Here is a 16,232-nt window from a genome sequence, read left to right on the forward strand (position 1 = left end):
ATTCTTAGTTACAAATTTGAGAGCAATACTCCGCAGGGAAGCATAAAAATTGCTTTGAAATACGATAAAGAGACCAAAGAGTCTGTAATCAAGGATATTCAAAGAATTAGTAAACCTGGTTTACGTAAGTATTCATCTTCATCTGAAGTGCCACGTATTCTTAATGGATTGGGTATCGCTATCGTATCTACTTCTAAGGGAGTGATGACGGGTAAGCAAGCTCAGCAGGAAAATGTAGGTGGTGAAGTACTTTGCTACGTATACTAACCAGCTAAAAAGACGAAAAGATGTCAAGAATAGGTAAAAATCCAATTACAATTCCACAAGGTGTTACTGTAGATGTAACAGATGGTGTTGTGACAGTAAAAGGAAAATTAGGAGAACTGAAGCAGGAATTTTCTTCTATCGATATTGCTATCGAAGATGGTATAATTACTCTAGAACGTTCTTCAGATAAAAAAGAAGACAAATCAAAACATGGTTTGTACCGAGCTTTGATCAATAATATGATCGAGGGTGTATCTAATGGGTATACAAAATCATTAGAACTTGTAGGAGTAGGTTACAGAGCAACTAATCAGGGTCAAAAATTAGATTTGGCATTAGGCTTCTCTCACAACATTATTTTTGATGTAGCTCCTGAAGTAACTGTAGAGACTGTTACTGAAAAAGGTAAGAATCCTATCATAAAGCTTAGTTCATACGATAAGCAATTAGTTGGTCAGATAGCCGCAAAGATAAGAGCTTTCCGTAAGCCTGAGCCTTACAAAGGAAAAGGTATTAAGTTTGTAGGAGAACAAATAAGAAGAAAAGCAGGTAAGTCTGCATAATTATTCAGTATTATGGCATTTTCAAGAGAAACAAGAAGACTTAGAATTAGAAGAAGAATACGCAAAAATTTAAGCGGTACACCTAGCCGTCCAAGATTAGCAGTATTTAGAAGCAATAAAGAAATTTACGCTCAAATTATCGATGATGTAAATGAAACTACTTTAGCTTCAGCTTCTTCTAGAGATAAAGAAGTTAACGCAGAAGGCACCGGTATGGAGGTTGCTGCTGCAGTAGGAAAAGCAATTGCAGAGAAAGCTACAAAAGCTGGTATCGAAGCAGTTGCATTTGATAGAGGTGGTTACTTATACCACGGTAGAGTTAAATCATTAGCAGACGGTGCACGCGAAGCCGGACTTAAATTCTAAATTATGTATCAGAAGTATAAAAATGTAGAGCTTGTTAAACCAAGCGGATTAGAGTTAAAAGATCGTTTAGTAGGCGTACAACGTGTAACTAAAGTTACTAAAGGTGGTAGAGCATTCGGTTTTTCTGCAATTGTAGTTGTAGGAGATGAATCTGGTGTTGTAGGACAAGGTTTAGGAAAATCTAAAGAGGTTTCTGAAGCTATTTCTAAAGCAGTAGAAGATGCAAAGAAAAACTTAGTACGTATTCCTCTTAATAAAGGAACACTACCACACGAGCAAAAGGGTAAATATGGTGGAGCTAGAGTCTTGCTTATGCCTGCAGCAACCGGTACAGGAGTAATTGCTGGTGGTGCAATACGTGCAGTATTAGAAGCAGTTGGTGTACATGATGTATTATCAAAGAACCAAGGTTCATCAAACCCACATAACGTGGTAAAAGCAACTTTTGATGCATTATTACAATTACGTAGTGCAGATACAATTGCAAAACAACGTGGTGTCTCTTTAGACAAAGTATTTAACGGATAATTCTTAGGAACAATGGGAAAGATTAAAGTAACCAAAGTAAGAAGCGACATTAAAAGACCAAAAGACCAAAAGCTTACATTAAGAGCATTGGGTCTTAGAAGAATAGGTCAAGTAGTCGAGCACGAGGATACACCAAACATCCTTGGAATGGTAAATAAAGTGTCTCACTTAGTTTCTGTAGAAGAAGCATAACACATTACAAATGGAATTACACAAACTAAGACCTGCAGAAGGGTCAGTTAAAAATAAAGCTAAGCGCAAAGGTCGTGGTCAAGGTACCGGTAAAGGTGGTACTGCAACTCGTGGTCATAAAGGTGCAAAGTCACGTTCAGGATACTCTAAAAAAGTTGGTTTTGAAGGTGGACAAATGCCATTACAGCGTCGTGTTCCTAAGTTTGGTTTTACAAACAGAAACCGAGTGGAATACAAAGGAATTAATCTAGATACACTTCAAGAGTATGTTGATGCAGGTCGCATTACAGATGAAGTAACTTTAGATGTTCTTGTTGAGAACCGTTTGGCAAATAGAAAAGATCTAGTAAAAATTATGGGTCGTGGTGAATTAAAAACAGCATTAAAAATATCTGTTCACAAATTCACGAAGACAGCTAAAGATGCTATCGAAAAAGCTGGCGGAGAAGCTACAACCTTATAATATATACACCTTATGAAATTTATCCAAACTTTAAAAAATATCTGGAAGATTGAGGAACTTAAAAACAGAATCCTTGTAACGCTTGGTTTGTTATTAGTTTACCGTTTTGGTGCTCAAGTTGTTTTACCAGGTATTGATGCTGATCAACTTGGTCAGTTTTCTGGAAATTTTGCAGGTGGCGGTATTGGAGGTCTTTTAGATGCTTTTACTGGAGGTGCATTTTCTAATGCTTCAATTTTTGCATTAGGTATTATGCCTTACATTTCAGCATCTATTGTTGTACAGTTAATGGGTATTGCTATACCTTACTTACAAAAGCTTCAAAAGGATGGAGAAAGCGGAAGACGTAAAATTAATCAAATTACAAGATGGTTAACAATTGCAATTTGTTTGGTGCAAGCACCAGGTTATTTAGCAAGTTTACCAGCATTAGGTGTACCAACAGAAGCCTTTGTATTAGGATTAACATTCCAATTTTACTTTACATCAGTTATTATCTTAGTTACGGGAACAATATTTGCAATGTGGCTAGGTGAAAAGATTACAGATAAGGGTATAGGAAATGGTATATCATTATTAATTATGGTTGGTATTATTGCTACTCTACCACAAGCATTTGCACAAGAATGGGTGTCTAGAGTAAATCAATCTAACGGTGGTCTAATAATGATCCTTATAGAGCTAGTAATTTGGTTCTTTATCATATTTGCTTCAGTAATGTTAGTAATGGCTGTACGACAAATACAAGTACAATATGCTAGAAGAACACAATCTGGAGGATATGAAAAAGATGTTTTTGGTTCACGCCAATTTATACCACTAAAATTAAATGCATCTGGTGTAATGCCTATCATTTTTGCTCAAGCAATTATGTTTATACCAGCAGCAGTAGCAGGATTATCAGAGTCTGAAACGTCTCAAGGTGTTGCAGCAGCATTTAGTGATATCTTCGGATTTTGGTATAATTTAGTATTTGCGTTATTAATCATTGTATTTACGTACTTTTACACCGCAATTACAGTACCTACTAATAAGATTGCAGATGATTTAAAGAGAAGTGGAGGTTTCATACCAGGAATAAGACCTGGAACAGAAACTTCTGAATATTTAGACAAGATTATGTCTCAAATTACACTTCCAGGATCTATTTTCCTTGCGCTAATTGCTATTTTTCCAGCAATTGTAGGAGGATTATTAGGTATTCAACAAGGTTGGGCATTGTTCTTTGGAGGAACATCACTATTAATTATGGTTGGTGTTGCAATAGATACAATGCAGCAAATAAACTCGTACTTGTTGAACAAGCATTATGACGGGTTAATGAAAACAGGTAAGAATAGAAAAGCAGTAGCATAAATTATGGCAAAACAACCGCCGATAGAACAAGACGGAACAATAATAGAAGCACTTTCGAACGCGATGTTTCGTGTAGAGTTAGAAAATGAGCATGTGGTAACGGCTCATATATCTGGAAAGATGCGTATGCACTACATAAAATTATTACCAGGAGATAAAGTAAAATTAGAAATGAGCCCTTACGATTTAACAAAGGCTCGTATAACTTATAGATACTAAACATTCATTATGAAAGTTAGAGCATCCATTAAAAAGAGAAGTGCCGACTGCAAGATTGTACGCAGAAAAGGCAGATTGTACGTGATTAACAAAAAGAATCCTAGATTCAAACAAAGACAAGGATAATTATGGCAAGAATTGCAGGTGTTGATATACCAAAACAAAAGCGAGGAGTTATAGCATTAACCTATATCTTCGGAATTGGCAGAAGTAGAGCCCAAGAAGTTCTTAAGAATGCTAATGTAAGTGAAGACAAAAAAGTATCAGACTGGAATGATGAGGAAATCAGTAGAATTCGTCAGCAGGTAGGTCAGTTCACTATTGAAGGTGAATTACGTACAGAAGTGTCTTTAAGCATTAAGCGTTTAATGGATATTGGTTGTTATCGTGGTATTCGCCACAGAAGTGGTTTACCATTACGTGGTCAGCGTACTAAGAACAACTCTCGTACTCGTAAAGGAAAACGTAAAACTGTTGCTAACAAGAAGAAGGCAACTAAATAATAAGTAGTAATGGCAAAACAAGTAAAAGGTAAAGCTGGTGCAGCTAAAGCCAAAGCTAGAAAACGTAAAGTTGCTGTTGAAGCATTTGGAGAAGCACATATCTCTGCATCTTTCAACAACATTATCGTTTCTTTAACCAATAAGAAAGGTGATGTAATCTCTTGGTCTTCTGCAGGTAAGATGGGCTTTAGAGGATCTAAGAAAAACACTCCTTACGCTGCTCAATTAGCAGCAGAAGATGCAAGTGGTGTTGCTCATGAAGCTGGTTTACGTAAAGTAAAAGTATATGTGAAAGGTCCTGGAAATGGTAGAGAATCTGCTATCCGTTCTATTCACAATGCAGGAATTGAAGTAACAGAAATTATTGATGTTACTCCAATGCCTCACAATGGTTGTCGTCCACCAAAAAGACGTCGAGTTTAATAAATATCAATAGTAAAAGACCTAAGACTGTCGAAGGATTAACTTTAGACCTTAATTCATAGTCTCTTTTACACAAACTTTAGAAATGGCAAGATATACTGGTCCAAAAACTAAGATAGCTCGTAAATTTGGCGAAGCTATTTTCGGAGAAGATAAATCTTTTGAAAAAAGAAATTATCCTCCAGGTCAACACGGTAATAACCGTCGTCGTGGCAAAAAATCTGAGTACGCTATACAATTAGCAGAAAAGCAAAAAGCAAAATATACTTACGGTATATTAGAGCGTCAATTTAGAGGATTATTTAAGAAAGCAACAGCTGCAACAGGTATTACTGGTGAGGTGTTGTTACAACTTTGTGAATCTCGTCTAGATAACGTTGTTTACCGTATGGGAATTTCTCCTTCTCGTCCAGGTGCTAGACAATTAGTATCACACAGACACATAACTGTAAATGGTGAGTTAGTAAATATTCCTTCTTACCAACTTAAAGCTGGTGATGTTGTAGGTGTAAGAGAGAAATCTAAATCTTTAGATGCTATCCAATCATCTTTATCAAACAACTCTACTGTTTACGAATGGATAACTTGGAATAACGAAAAGAAAGAAGGTACTTACGTAAGTGTACCAGGAAGAGTTCAGATTCCAGAGAACATTAATGAGCAATTCATCGTCGAATTATACTCTAAATAATATTTAATCCATTGGTATTGGGCCAAAGGGTTTTTAAGTATTCTTCAAACTTTTAAACCGCGCAACCTAATAACAATTAAAACGAAGACACAAAAATGGCAATATTAAATTTTCAGAAGCCCGATAAAGTAATCATGATTGATTCAACCGATTTCGAAGGTAAATTCGAATTTCGTCCGTTGGAGCCTGGTTATGGTTTAACAGTAGGTAATGCATTAAGACGTGTATTATTATCTTCTTTAGAAGGTTTCGCAATTTCTTCTGTACGTGTTGAAGGTGTAGATCATGAATTTTCTACAATTTCAGGTGTTGTTGAAGATGTAACTGAAATCATATTAAATTTAAAACAAGTACGTTTTAAAAGACAAATTGACGAAGTAGACAATGAAACTGTAACTATGAATATTTCTGGTCAAGAGCAGTTAACTGCTGGTGATTTCCAGAAATTCATTTCAGGATTCCAAGTATTGAATCCAGATATGGTAATTTGTAATATGGACAAAAAAGTGAACCTTAATATAGAAATTACTATAGAAAAAGGTCGCGGATATGTTCCAGCAGAAGAAAACAAGAAAAGTAACGCACCAATAGGTACAATTTTCACAGATTCTATCTTTACACCTATAAAAAATGTAAAGTATAGTATTGAAAACTACCGTGTTGAGCAAAAGACAGATTACGAAAAGTTAGTTTTTGAAATCCAAACAGATGGTTCAATCCATCCTAAAGATGCTTTAACTGAAGCTGCTAAAACTTTAATACATCACTTTATGTTATTTAGTGATGAGCGCATCACCCTAGAGGCAGATGAGATTGCTCAAACTGAAACTTATGATGAAGAGTCTTTACATATGCGTCAGTTATTAAAGACTAAGTTAGTAGATATGGATCTTTCTGTACGTGCACTTAATTGCCTTAAAGCTGCAGAAGTAGATTCATTAGGAGACTTAGTTTCTTATAATAAGAACGATTTAATGAAATTTAGAAACTTCGGTAAAAAGTCTTTAACAGAATTAGAAGAACTTGTAAACAACAAGGGACTTAATTTTGGAATGGATCTTTCAAAATATAAATTAGATAAAGATTAGTAATACATCATATTTTGCTCCTTTAAAAATAAGTTGCAGCAAGATGATGATTTAAACAACCTGTCATGAGACACAGAAAAAAAGGAAATCACTTAGGACGTAAAACAGCGCATAGAAAAGCTATGTTAGCTAATATGGCTTGTTCCCTAATTGAACACAAAAGAATAAATACAACTGTTGCTAAAGCTAAAGCTTTAAAAATGTTTGTAGAGCCTTTAGTAACAAAATCTAAGGAAGATACTACCCACAGCCGTCGTCTAGTATTTAGCAAATTGCGTAATAAATATGCAGTAACTGAATTATTTAGAGACGTAGCACCAAAAGTAGGAGATCGTCCAGGTGGTTATACACGTATTATTAAGCTTGGAAACAGACTTGGTGATAACGCTAATATGGCAATGATTGAGTTGGTTGACTTTAATGAGCTTTATACTGCTGGTAAACCAGAAAAGAAAACTCGTAGAAGTCGTCGTGGTGGAGGTAGCAAAACTGCTGCAGCTGCAACAGAAACTAAAGCAAACAAAGAAGAAGAGTAATAATGACTCGACACTTAGTTATATAGGAAAAAAGGATAAGTTGAAAAACTTGTCCTTTTTTTTTGACTCATATTTAAAACAAACCCAAAACAATATTTGGTTTTTATATTTTTGCAAAACTTTAATGAAAACATACTATGAGATATCAAGATCATAAACCCGCATTAATTTTATTGGCAGATGGCACCATTTTTCATGGTAAATCTGTAGGAAACGTAGAAGGCACCACTTTTGGTGAAGTATGCTTTAATACTGGTATGACTGGTTACCAAGAAATCTTTACAGACCCATCTTATTTTGGTCAGATTATGGTAACTACCAACGCTCATATTGGTAACTACGGTACTTTTTCTGATGATGTAGAAAGTGACGATATTAAAATTGCTGGCTTAGTTTGCCGTAATTTTAGTTATAATTTTTCAAGACAACGTAGTGATATGTCTCTTGAGCAGTTTTTAAAAGAAAACAACTTATTATCTATCTCGAACGTAGACACTCGTGCACTTGTTGCATACATAAGAGATAATGGCGCTATGAATGCTGTAATTTCAACACGTGTAAATGAAATAGACGCTCTTAAAAAAGAATTGGCAGAAGTTCCTACAATGGCTGGTTTAGAGCTTGCATCTAAGGTGTCTACTAAAGAGCCGTATTTTATTGGAGAGAAAGATGCAAAATATAAAATCGCTGCTTTAGACATTGGAGTAAAGAAAAACATACTTAGAAACTTAGCTAAAAGAGATTGTTACGTTAAGGTTTTTCCATACAATTCTACATACGAGGAGATGAGTAAATTTAATCCAGACGGATATTTCTTGTCTAATGGACCTGGAGATCCAGAACCATTAAAAGATGCCATAATTTTAGCTAAGATAATTATTGAAAAGAACAAACCTTTGTTTGGTATTTGTTTAGGGCATCAAGTTATAGGATTGGCAATTGGAGTTTCAACCTATAAAATGCATAATGGTCATCGTGGAATAAATCATCCTATTAAAAACCTTACTTCGGGTAAAGGAGAAATTACATCTCAAAACCATGGGTTCGCGATTAATATTGAGGAAGCAGAAAATCATCCAGATATCGAAGTTACTCATCGCCATCTCAATGATAATACTATTGCAGGCTTAAAACATAAATCTAAAAACTGCTTTTCTGTACAATACCATCCAGAAGCAAGTCCAGGTCCAAATGACGCGACATATTTGTTTGATGATTTTATTACATTAATAGAAAATTCAAAACCAGTAACTGCTTAAGGCGAAAACGTTATAGGTTAAAGCCTATAAAAAATAGTTATTTTAAAGATCCTTTTCTGTAATTTTCAGAAAAATAGAACCTATAAATTATGAGTATAATAATTGATATTAGAGCAAGACAAATATTTGATTCAAGAGGAAACCCAACGGTAGAGGTAGATGTTATTACAGAAAACGGTGTGCTTGGCCGTGCAGCAGTTCCTTCAGGAGCTTCAACTGGAGAGCACGAAGCGGTAGAGTTACGTGATGGTGGTAAAGCATATATGGGTAAAGGCGTGCAAAAAGCTGTTGATAACGTAAACTCAATCATTGCTCAAGAGTTAATGGGTGTTTCTGTTTTTGAGCAGGAATATATCGATAAACAAATGTGTGAGATAGATGGTACAGCTAACAAATCTAAGCTAGGAGCTAATGCTATTTTAGGAGTATCATTGGCTGTTGCAAAAGCTGCCGCAAATGAATTAAACTTACCATTGTATAGATATGTTGGTGGCGTAGCTGCTAAAACACTGCCAGTACCAATGATGAATATCATAAATGGCGGCTCACATAGTGATGCACCAATTGCTTTTCAAGAATTTATGGTAATGCCTGTTAAAGCAAAAAACTTTACGCATGCAATGCAAATGGGTTCTGAAATATTTCATAACCTTAAAAAAGTACTTCACGAAAGAAATTTAAGCACGGCAGTAGGAGATGAAGGAGGTTTTGCGCCAACTTTAGATGGTACAGAAGATGCTTTAGACAGTATTAAGCTAGCTGTTGAAAATGCAGGGTACACTTTTGGTGATGAGATTATGATTGCATTAGACTGTGCGGCAGCAGAGTTTTATGTAGATGGTAAATACGATTATAAAAAATTTGAAGGCGAATCTGGAGTTACAAGAACCTCAGAAGAACAAGCTCAATATTTAGCAGACCTTACCAAAAAATATCCAATTATTTCTATTGAAGATGGTATGGATGAAAACGATTGGAATGGTTGGAAATCTTTAACTGAGAAAGTAGGCGATAATGTACAATTAGTAGGAGACGATTTATTTGTGACTAATGTTGAAAGACTTTCTAGAGGTATAAAAGAAGGTATCGCCAACTCAATTCTTATTAAAGTAAACCAAATAGGAACATTGTCTGAAACTATTGCGGCAATCAATATGGCGCAGAATGCAGGTTATACTTGTGTAATGTCTCATAGATCTGGAGAAACAGAAGATAATACTATTGCAGACTTAGCTGTAGCGCTAAACTGTGGTCAAATTAAAACAGGATCTGCATCTCGTAGTGACCGTATGGCTAAGTACAATCAATTACTTCGTATTGAAGAAGAATTGGGTGATACGGCTTATTTTCCAGGCCGCTTGGCGTTTAAAATTTAGTGCAAATACGACGATTGAGCGTGTTATAATGACACAATAGAAAAAGGCTTTCCGTAAGTATGAGGAAAGCCTTTTTTTTAGCTAAAGAAAGGCTTTAGCGTTTTACTAATTTTATAACTTCACGATGACCTTCCGTGTTATTTACATCTACAAGATATAGTCCTGATGGTAATGAGGATACATCTATTATTTCATTCTTGGAAATATTGTCCTTTTGCAAGATCCGTTTTCCTTTAATATTATATATAGTCAAACTAGAAATTGAAGACGGCATCTCATTTATAATGTGAAACACATCTTCCGCAGGATTAGGAAATATGGTAATTTGTTGTCCTGCATTATCCTCAACTCCAAGTGCTGCACTGTTATAAAAGGCCTGATCGCCGTTCTCGTTGGTGATAGTGAGCATCATTGTGCCATCATCTCCAGTAACAATGTTATAAGAAAATGTATTATTGGAGGTATCGTTATGTGTAAGCCAAAAATCATTGTAGTACATACCTTCATAATTTTGATTATCTTCATTAAAACATTGATTAGTAGAGCCTCCCCAGCTTCCTATCGTTGTGAATTCCGAGCTTGTTGAAGAAAATTCATATACGACACTTATAAATGAACAAAACACAACAACTAACTCACTGACTTCTGAATCATAAAATTCAATTTGAGAATCTGAACCCTCACCATTCTCAAAAGGAGGATAATAATTTAAATTATCGAGTGTTATATGATCTAAAGTCCATTCTTTGTCAAGAAGCTGCGAGTCTTGGGCTTGAGCATAATATAAAGTAGTTAGTAAAAAAAATAATATGATTAAGGTTTTCATAACTTATAGTTTTGAAAGATTTAATGAGTCTTGAATTTCGCCATCACACACTAGTATTATACTGTAAATCCCCGAACTCAAATTAGAAATATCTAAAAGTCTACTGGTTTGAGTGGTATCGAGTATATAGTTGTGATGTTGTCCTGTTGCAGTATTAACTACTGATAGGTAAGCAGAACTTGCCTCATCGACTTTATATTGCACTGTAACTAGGTTGTTTGCAGGATTGGGTATTAGACTTTCGAGATAAAAAGGATTAACAGTAATGTCTACATGGTCATAATCTTTAAATCCGTTGAGGTTTGAAATCACTTCTAATTTATAGGTTGAAGTGAATTCGGGATTAACCAATACATTTTCACCAGAATAGAGGAGTGTATTATTTTGGTCATACCAATTGAAAGTGACATCCTCATTTATGGGTGTAGCACTAAGTACTATAAACTCATCCTTTTTTATATCTTGATCTTCACCGGCATTCGCCCTAAAACTACTGCTGGTTTTTTTGTTTATAATGTATTCTTCACCACCAATAAGAGAACCTGTAGTTGCATCCTGTTGCAAAACACTTAATGCAAATTTATCCTTTGATGTAGATTGGTTAGTAAAAAAGTTGAAGGAAACGTATAACGTCCCAATTTCTCCAGCGTCTAATATAATGTTGCCTAGTTTAGAATTGTTGGTGGTGAGAATTTTCTTATAATCATCTTTGGTAGATTTTAGTTGCGATTGGCTTTTTCCACCATCTTGCCAAGCATTATATAAGGTGGTGTCCATTTCTAAACCTACTTCTGCTTCTTCATAAATAGCTTTCCCTTTTTCGTTGGCATCTTTAACAAAAACGAGATCAAATGATTGTTGTTGATTACTGTAATTACCCACAGCGACTACACCACCATAATTAGAACTATTTTCAACGACATCTACAACAGTAGTGTTTTTCCATACAATATTATTGTTGTTCCACACATTCAAGACAATATTGTCGTTTTCAGGGGTAGTCATAGGGTCGTTAGGCGTATCTATGCGAGCCAAAAGGCAAAAATGCCAGGGATTGGGGTTGATATTTTCATAATCTTCGGGATTAGGCACTAGCCATTCAAAAGTCAATATGGCTTCCTGCCCAATATCTAAAGGTGGAATGTTAACTGTTCCAATCTGGTCACCCATAAGAATATCTTCTCCTGTAATAGGATCTGTCATTGTTAAACTGCCATCCCAATGGTCTGGCCAAGATAAAGCTGTGTTGGCTTTAGCCCAATAGAGCTTTAAGGGATCTGATCCTGTAGAGCTATCGCAACTGCTATTGGTTACTCTTACGTAAACGTAATTGGGGTTGTTAGAGTCATATTCAGGATTCTGATGCTCCTTTACTAATAATCCATCATCTTGATTGCGTACCCATATATCCTTGCTTCGGTATGGTTGTGTTGTTAAGGTGTCGGGTTCTTCAAAATTGTCGAGTTGAGAATTTTGCATTGCAAGATCGAGTCCGCTTTCAGGGTTGGTTAAACATTGCGCTTTTAAAACAGCAGCATAGGCATTGATGCGACCTGTTCCTAATTCGCCAATATAGGGTTGATTTAAATCTATGTCATATATGTTATCTGTCGTAGATTCAATAATATCTTTAACTTGTGTTGCTGTGAAATTTGGATTAATGGAGAAAATTAATCCAGCCAGTGCTGAAGCAAGTGGCGTTGATGACGACGTACCGATACCTGCAGTATATCCAGTTTGATTGTTGGATGTTTCCGTGGCAGATAGCACGTAAATACCAGGAGCTGAAACATTGACTTTGTCATTGTGCGTATGAGATGCAAAATTGTTAGGGTTGTCAGGTAGCTGCCTATGAACGTCAATCCAAGATTTAGTTTGGCCAGGAATATTGTCCTGTAAAGTGCCTATAGAAAATCTATGGCCAACGCCTGTAACAGAAATCGCATCATCATAGGAGCCAGGATATCCATAACCATTGCCGTCTGAATCGCAACCCTTTACAGTACCATCTCCCTGAACACCATTGCCTGCACTTGCTACAACTAAAATGTCTTTTGTACGGACATAATCCATAACATCGTCCAGATAAGTTTTGACAGGAGAGCCTTCGCAAATACGCCAACTACAGTTAATTACTCTTACACCAGGATAATCTGCCAATTCTTCCAAACCCGAAACTAGATTGTTACCTCCACCTCCACAGGTAGCAGTTACTAACTTTAAATCTCTACCAAGACTTGATAGTCCTTCATTGTTATCGGTATTTGCTGCTATGATGCTCGCTACAGCTGTTCCGTGAGAAAAATTACTTGGCACGACTTCAATATTGTTAACTATTTGCCCGGTCAAATCGGGATGATTTAACTCGTAGGATGAGTCTACTACTCCTACCAAAATGTTCGAATCACCAGTTGTAATTGCCCAAGCTAATGGCGCATTAATTAATTCTAAAGAAGCATTATTGCCGCCATAAAGTAAGTCTTCGTAATCATTTGGTATCGAAATTTGTGTGTTGTTAACTGCTGTTGTAGTGCTAGTTAATATATTATTATCATCATCTATCTCTTTAAAGTAAGTGATTCCTGTGTTATTAACAAAGTCAGTCACTAAAGTATCATCTTTTATAGATATTATATATACTTTTTTAAGTCGAGGAAGTGAAGTCATTGGAAATGCTTTTTCTATAGAATAGAAAGGTTTCGAATTTAGGAAATCAAAAATAGGATGTGTTTGATTTGTAACTAGTTTTATGGTTTGGTCGGGTTGTATAACTATTTGGCTCCCATCGAGTAAATCCACGCCAATGCCAGAAGCTAGTTCTAAATAAAAGCTTTTATATTCTTGCGATAACAGGGTTGTGCTTAGGCTAAGCAAAACAATGAGAAAGAAAAACTTAATTTTAGTGTGCTTGTGTGCTTGTGTGCTTGTGTGCTTGTGTGCTTGTGTGCTTGTGTAAAGTATTTCATATAGTGATAAATTTTATGGTTGGTTTAATAAAAATTAATTATATATGATTTAACAGGGCCTTATTCTTACTGTTTTATTTCTAAAGAATAAATAAAATCTTTAGTAATTATAGTTTAAACATTTAAATTCAATCAATTCATTAACAGTATTTTAACTTAAAAAATTGAATTTTTTTAGGCTTAGGTCTCGTAGTTAATATAAAGTGTGAATTCAAATTTTTATAAATGGCTTTTTTTATTCGATGTTGTAATGGCATTTTAAATATTATAAGTAGCTGTATTAAAGGTTGTTAATCAGCTTATGTAGGTTTAGACATATATTGTACTGGAGACCTCGAATTGAAGTTTGGTGATATGGGTTCTTTTTCCAAAAGCATCTATTTTCGATAGCATTATTACTGAAAATATATGTTTTATATGAGTCTATATATTATTAGTTTTTCAATAATTGAAAATCATTCTAACATCGGGATTAAGTAATGTAACAAGGGTTTTTATAAGAGTATGATAATACAGATCTAAATGTTTATGATAATTTTATTAAAAAACCATGTTTTCAAGATATGGTTTAATGGTTTCTTAACAGTAGATTTCGTAACTTAGCGAATTCAGAAAAACAATAAAATTTAGAAGAAGAATGTCCAAGAATGCGACTTTAGAATACGAAGGAAAAAAGTACGAATTCCCAGTAATTACGGGAACAGAAAACGAATCTGCCATAGACATTAAGACCTTAAGAGGTGTTACAGGTGGCTTAACTACAATAGATCCAGGTTACAAAAATACAGGCTCTTGTGAAAGTGCAATTACATTTTTAAATGGTGAAGAAGGAATTCTTCGTTACAGAGGATACTCTATTGAAGATTTAGCTGAAAAAGCAAGTTTTTTAGAAACAGCTTACCTGTTAATTTTTGGAGAACTTCCTACTAAAGAACAATTCGAAAAGTTTCATACAGATATTAAATCTCACTCTCACGTAGATGAGGATATTAAGAAAATATTAGACGGTTTTCCAAAGTCTGCACACCCAATGGGCGTGTTGTCTTCACTTACAAATGCATTAATTGCATTTAATCCATCTTCAGTTAATGTAGATTCTGAAGAGGAAATGTATAACGCAATAGTGAAGATTTTAGGTAAATTTCCAGTACTTACAGCTTGGGCCTACAGAAAACGAGTTGGTAAGCCATTAGATTATGGTGATGACTCTTTAGGGTATGTAGAGAATTTCTTAAAGATGATGTTTAAGAAACCTAATGGAGAATATAATGCGTCTTCTACAGTAGTTGAAGCGTTAGATAAATTATTAATACTACACGCAGATCACGAGCAAAACTGCTCTACATCTACTGTACGTATAGTAGGTTCTTCTCATGCAGGATTATTTGCTTCTATTTCAGCAGGAATTAATGCGCTTTGGGGTCCACTTCACGGTGGTGCCAACCAAGCCGTAATCGAAATGCTTGAGGCTATTAAAGAAGATGGTGGAGATACACATAAGTTTATGGAGAAAGCTAAAGACAAGGAAGATCCTTTCCGTCTTATGGGCTTTGGTCATAGAGTTTATAAAAACTTCGACCCAAGAGCTAAGATTATCAAGAAATCTGCAGATGATGTATTAGGTGCTTTAGGTATTGAAGATCCAGTATTAGATATAGCTAAAGGTTTAGAGAAAGAAGCTTTAGAAGATAGCTATTTTGTAGACCGTAAATTATACCCTAACGTAGACTTTTACTCTGGTATTATTTACAGAGCTTTAGGAATACCTACTGAAATGTTTACAGCAATGTTTGCTCTAGGTCGTTTACCAGGTTGGATAGCACAATGGCGCGAAATGCGTTTACGTAAAGAGCCAATAGGAAGACCAAGACAGGTTTACATTGGGGAGAACCACAGAGAATTTAAAGCTGTAGATAAGCGTTAATCTTTTCTCTAAAAAATTATATAGCGTGTTGTTTTTTTTAACGGCACGCTTTTTCATTTAATTATATTTGCAAAAAAAATACCTATGCTTAAACTACACGTTACAAATGAAACCTCTCGGCTTAGAGCGGTTGTATTGGGAAGAGCTAAAAGTAATGGTCCTGCACCAACGCTTGAGGAAGCTTATGATCCTAAATCTAAACTTCATATTAAGGCAGGTACATATCCCAAGGTAGAAGATATGGTTGAGGAGATGAATGCTGTAGCAAAGGTGCTTGAAAAATATGATGTACAGGTGTTTAGGCCAACTATAATAAAAGATTACAACCAAATATTTTCTCGCGATATAGCATTTGTAATAGATGATAAGATGGTAATAGCAAATATATTACCAGATAGAGCAAAAGAGATTGATGCTATAGAGCACGTATGGTCTCAAGTGCCAAAAGAAAATAGAATTAAACTACCTGAGGAAGCTCACGTAGAAGGTGGTGATGTTATGCTTTATGATGATCATATATTTATAGGAACTTATAGAGGTGAAGATTATCCTAGCTATATCACAGCTCGTACAAATATGAAAGCTGTTGAGGCGCTTACAGAGTTATTTCCTAATAAAACAGTAAAATCGTTTAATCTTAGAAAGTCTAATACAATTCCTCAAGATAATGCTCTTCATTTAGATTG

General features: G+C 35.2%; 20 protein-coding genes. 18 read left to right on the forward strand and 2 right to left on the reverse strand.

Translation table 11 applies throughout. From position 1 onward, the window contains the following. From rpsH to eno, 16 genes are all read left to right on the forward strand, one after another. The coding region (gene rpsH, locus CL818_RS13230; RefSeq protein WP_286973349.1) for a 30S ribosomal protein S8 at window positions 1-267 on the forward strand (267 nt) is incomplete at its 5' end. Between the two features lie 20 nt (window positions 268-287). Further along, the gene (gene rplF, locus CL818_RS13235; protein WP_286973350.1) at window positions 288-830 is read left to right on the forward strand and encodes a 50S ribosomal protein L6; all 543 of its coding nucleotides are present in this window, start codon (window positions 288-290) and stop codon (window positions 828-830) included. 12 nt (window positions 831-842) lie between these two features. Beyond that, window positions 843-1,196 (forward strand): 50S ribosomal protein L18, encoded by a 354-nt coding sequence (rplR, locus tag CL818_RS13240; RefSeq protein WP_013186921.1) that lies wholly within the window; start codon window positions 843-845, stop codon window positions 1,194-1,196. 3 nt (window positions 1,197-1,199) lie between these two features. After that, a complete protein-coding gene (rpsE, locus tag CL818_RS13245; protein ID WP_013186922.1) occupies window positions 1,200-1,724 on the forward strand; it encodes a 30S ribosomal protein S5 in 525 nt (174 codons plus the stop codon). A gap of 12 nt (window positions 1,725-1,736) precedes the next feature. Next, complete coding sequence (gene rpmD, locus CL818_RS13250; protein ID WP_013186923.1) at window positions 1,737-1,916, forward strand: 50S ribosomal protein L30; 180 nt, start codon at window positions 1,737-1,739, stop codon at window positions 1,914-1,916. A 10-nt stretch (window positions 1,917-1,926) separates the two neighbouring features. Further along, entirely contained in the window at window positions 1,927-2,379 is a 453-nt protein-coding gene (gene rplO / locus CL818_RS13255; RefSeq protein ID WP_272973398.1) for a 50S ribosomal protein L15, read from the forward strand. A gap of 12 nt (window positions 2,380-2,391) precedes the next feature. After that, a complete protein-coding gene (secY, locus tag CL818_RS13260) occupies window positions 2,392-3,735 on the forward strand; it encodes a preprotein translocase subunit SecY (protein WP_272973399.1) in 1,344 nt (447 codons plus the stop codon). 3 nt (window positions 3,736-3,738) lie between these two features. After that, entirely contained in the window at window positions 3,739-3,954 is a 216-nt protein-coding gene (infA, locus tag CL818_RS13265) for a translation initiation factor IF-1 (protein WP_013186926.1), read from the forward strand. A gap of 9 nt (window positions 3,955-3,963) precedes the next feature. Beyond that, window positions 3,964-4,080, forward strand: a complete 117-nt coding sequence (gene ykgO, locus CL818_RS13270; protein ID WP_010519235.1) for a type B 50S ribosomal protein L36 — start codon at window positions 3,964-3,966, stop codon at window positions 4,078-4,080. Between the two features lie 2 nt (window positions 4,081-4,082). After that, window positions 4,083-4,457, forward strand: a complete 375-nt coding sequence (gene rpsM / locus CL818_RS13275) for a 30S ribosomal protein S13 (protein WP_013186927.1) — start codon at window positions 4,083-4,085, stop codon at window positions 4,455-4,457. Between the two features lie 9 nt (window positions 4,458-4,466). After that, a complete protein-coding gene (gene rpsK / locus CL818_RS13280) occupies window positions 4,467-4,880 on the forward strand; it encodes a 30S ribosomal protein S11 (RefSeq protein WP_013186928.1) in 414 nt (137 codons plus the stop codon). A gap of 85 nt (window positions 4,881-4,965) precedes the next feature. Further along, complete coding sequence (gene rpsD / locus CL818_RS13285; protein WP_013186929.1) at window positions 4,966-5,571, forward strand: 30S ribosomal protein S4; 606 nt, start codon at window positions 4,966-4,968, stop codon at window positions 5,569-5,571. Between the two features lie 95 nt (window positions 5,572-5,666). Beyond that, complete coding sequence (locus CL818_RS13290) at window positions 5,667-6,659, forward strand: DNA-directed RNA polymerase subunit alpha (RefSeq protein WP_041240931.1); 993 nt, start codon at window positions 5,667-5,669, stop codon at window positions 6,657-6,659. 65 nt (window positions 6,660-6,724) lie between these two features. Continuing rightward, entirely contained in the window at window positions 6,725-7,195 is a 471-nt protein-coding gene (gene rplQ, locus CL818_RS13295; protein ID WP_272973400.1) for a 50S ribosomal protein L17, read from the forward strand. A gap of 137 nt (window positions 7,196-7,332) precedes the next feature. After that, a complete protein-coding gene (carA, locus tag CL818_RS13300) occupies window positions 7,333-8,454 on the forward strand; it encodes a glutamine-hydrolyzing carbamoyl-phosphate synthase small subunit (protein WP_013186932.1) in 1,122 nt (373 codons plus the stop codon). Window positions 8,455-8,543: 89 nt separating this feature from the next. After that, window positions 8,544-9,830: a phosphopyruvate hydratase gene (gene eno, locus CL818_RS13305; protein WP_013186933.1), complete on the forward strand. Its 1,287-nt coding sequence runs from the start codon at window positions 8,544-8,546 to the stop codon at window positions 9,828-9,830. A 94-nt stretch (window positions 9,831-9,924) separates the two neighbouring features. Here eno and CL818_RS13310 read toward each other — a convergent pair whose 3' ends face one another. Both CL818_RS13310 and CL818_RS13315 read right to left on the reverse strand, forming a co-directional pair. Next, window positions 9,925-10,656: a T9SS type A sorting domain-containing protein gene (locus tag CL818_RS13310; RefSeq protein ID WP_013186934.1), complete on the reverse strand. Its 732-nt coding sequence runs from the start codon at window positions 10,654-10,656 to the stop codon at window positions 9,925-9,927. A gap of 3 nt (window positions 10,657-10,659) precedes the next feature. Continuing rightward, a complete protein-coding gene (locus tag CL818_RS13315) occupies window positions 10,660-13,455 on the reverse strand; it encodes a S8 family serine peptidase (protein WP_286971663.1) in 2,796 nt (931 codons plus the stop codon). An 804-nt stretch (window positions 13,456-14,259) separates the two neighbouring features. Here CL818_RS13315 and CL818_RS13320 point away from each other — a divergent pair. Next, on the forward strand, window positions 14,260-15,546 hold the full coding sequence (locus CL818_RS13320; protein WP_272973402.1) for a citrate synthase: 1,287 nt from the start codon (window positions 14,260-14,262) through the stop codon (window positions 15,544-15,546). Between the two features lie 84 nt (window positions 15,547-15,630). After that, a partial coding sequence (locus CL818_RS13325) for a dimethylarginine dimethylaminohydrolase family protein (RefSeq protein ID WP_286973351.1) occupies window positions 15,631-16,232 on the forward strand: 602 nt, incomplete at its 3' end.

The organism is Croceibacter sp., from assembly GCF_002716225.1.
GTDB lineage: Bacteria > Bacteroidota > Bacteroidia > Flavobacteriales > Flavobacteriaceae > Croceibacter > Croceibacter atlanticus.

Bases quoted from the DNA above. Each gene is read 5' to 3' on its own strand.
- CL818_RS13320 (WP_272973402.1), top strand. From the start codon at position 14,260: ATGTCCAAGAATGCGACTTTAGAATACGAAGGAAAAAAGTACGAATTC.
- rplR (WP_013186921.1), top strand. From the start codon at position 843: ATGGCATTTTCAAGAGAAACAAGAAGACTTAGAATTAGAAGAAGAATA.
- infA (WP_013186926.1), top strand. From the start codon at position 3,739: ATGGCAAAACAACCGCCGATAGAACAAGACGGAACAATAATAGAAGCA.
- rpmD (WP_013186923.1), top strand. From the start codon at position 1,737: ATGGGAAAGATTAAAGTAACCAAAGTAAGAAGCGACATTAAAAGACCA.
- rplQ (WP_272973400.1), top strand. From the start codon at position 6,725: ATGAGACACAGAAAAAAAGGAAATCACTTAGGACGTAAAACAGCGCAT.
- eno (WP_013186933.1), top strand. From the start codon at position 8,544: ATGAGTATAATAATTGATATTAGAGCAAGACAAATATTTGATTCAAGA.
- ykgO (WP_010519235.1), top strand. From the start codon at position 3,964: ATGAAAGTTAGAGCATCCATTAAAAAGAGAAGTGCCGACTGCAAGATT.
- carA (WP_013186932.1), top strand. From the start codon at position 7,333: ATGAGATATCAAGATCATAAACCCGCATTAATTTTATTGGCAGATGGC.
- rplO (WP_272973398.1), top strand. From the start codon at position 1,927: ATGGAATTACACAAACTAAGACCTGCAGAAGGGTCAGTTAAAAATAAA.
- CL818_RS13310 (WP_013186934.1), bottom strand. From the start codon at position 10,656: ATGAAAACCTTAATCATATTATTTTTTTTACTAACTACTTTATATTAT.
- rpsK (WP_013186928.1), top strand. From the start codon at position 4,467: ATGGCAAAACAAGTAAAAGGTAAAGCTGGTGCAGCTAAAGCCAAAGCT.
- rpsD (WP_013186929.1), top strand. From the start codon at position 4,966: ATGGCAAGATATACTGGTCCAAAAACTAAGATAGCTCGTAAATTTGGC.
- CL818_RS13290 (WP_041240931.1), top strand. From the start codon at position 5,667: ATGGCAATATTAAATTTTCAGAAGCCCGATAAAGTAATCATGATTGAT.
- secY (WP_272973399.1), top strand. From the start codon at position 2,392: ATGAAATTTATCCAAACTTTAAAAAATATCTGGAAGATTGAGGAACTT.
- rpsM (WP_013186927.1), top strand. From the start codon at position 4,083: ATGGCAAGAATTGCAGGTGTTGATATACCAAAACAAAAGCGAGGAGTT.
- rpsE (WP_013186922.1), top strand. From the start codon at position 1,200: ATGTATCAGAAGTATAAAAATGTAGAGCTTGTTAAACCAAGCGGATTA.
- rplF (WP_286973350.1), top strand. From the start codon at position 288: ATGTCAAGAATAGGTAAAAATCCAATTACAATTCCACAAGGTGTTACT.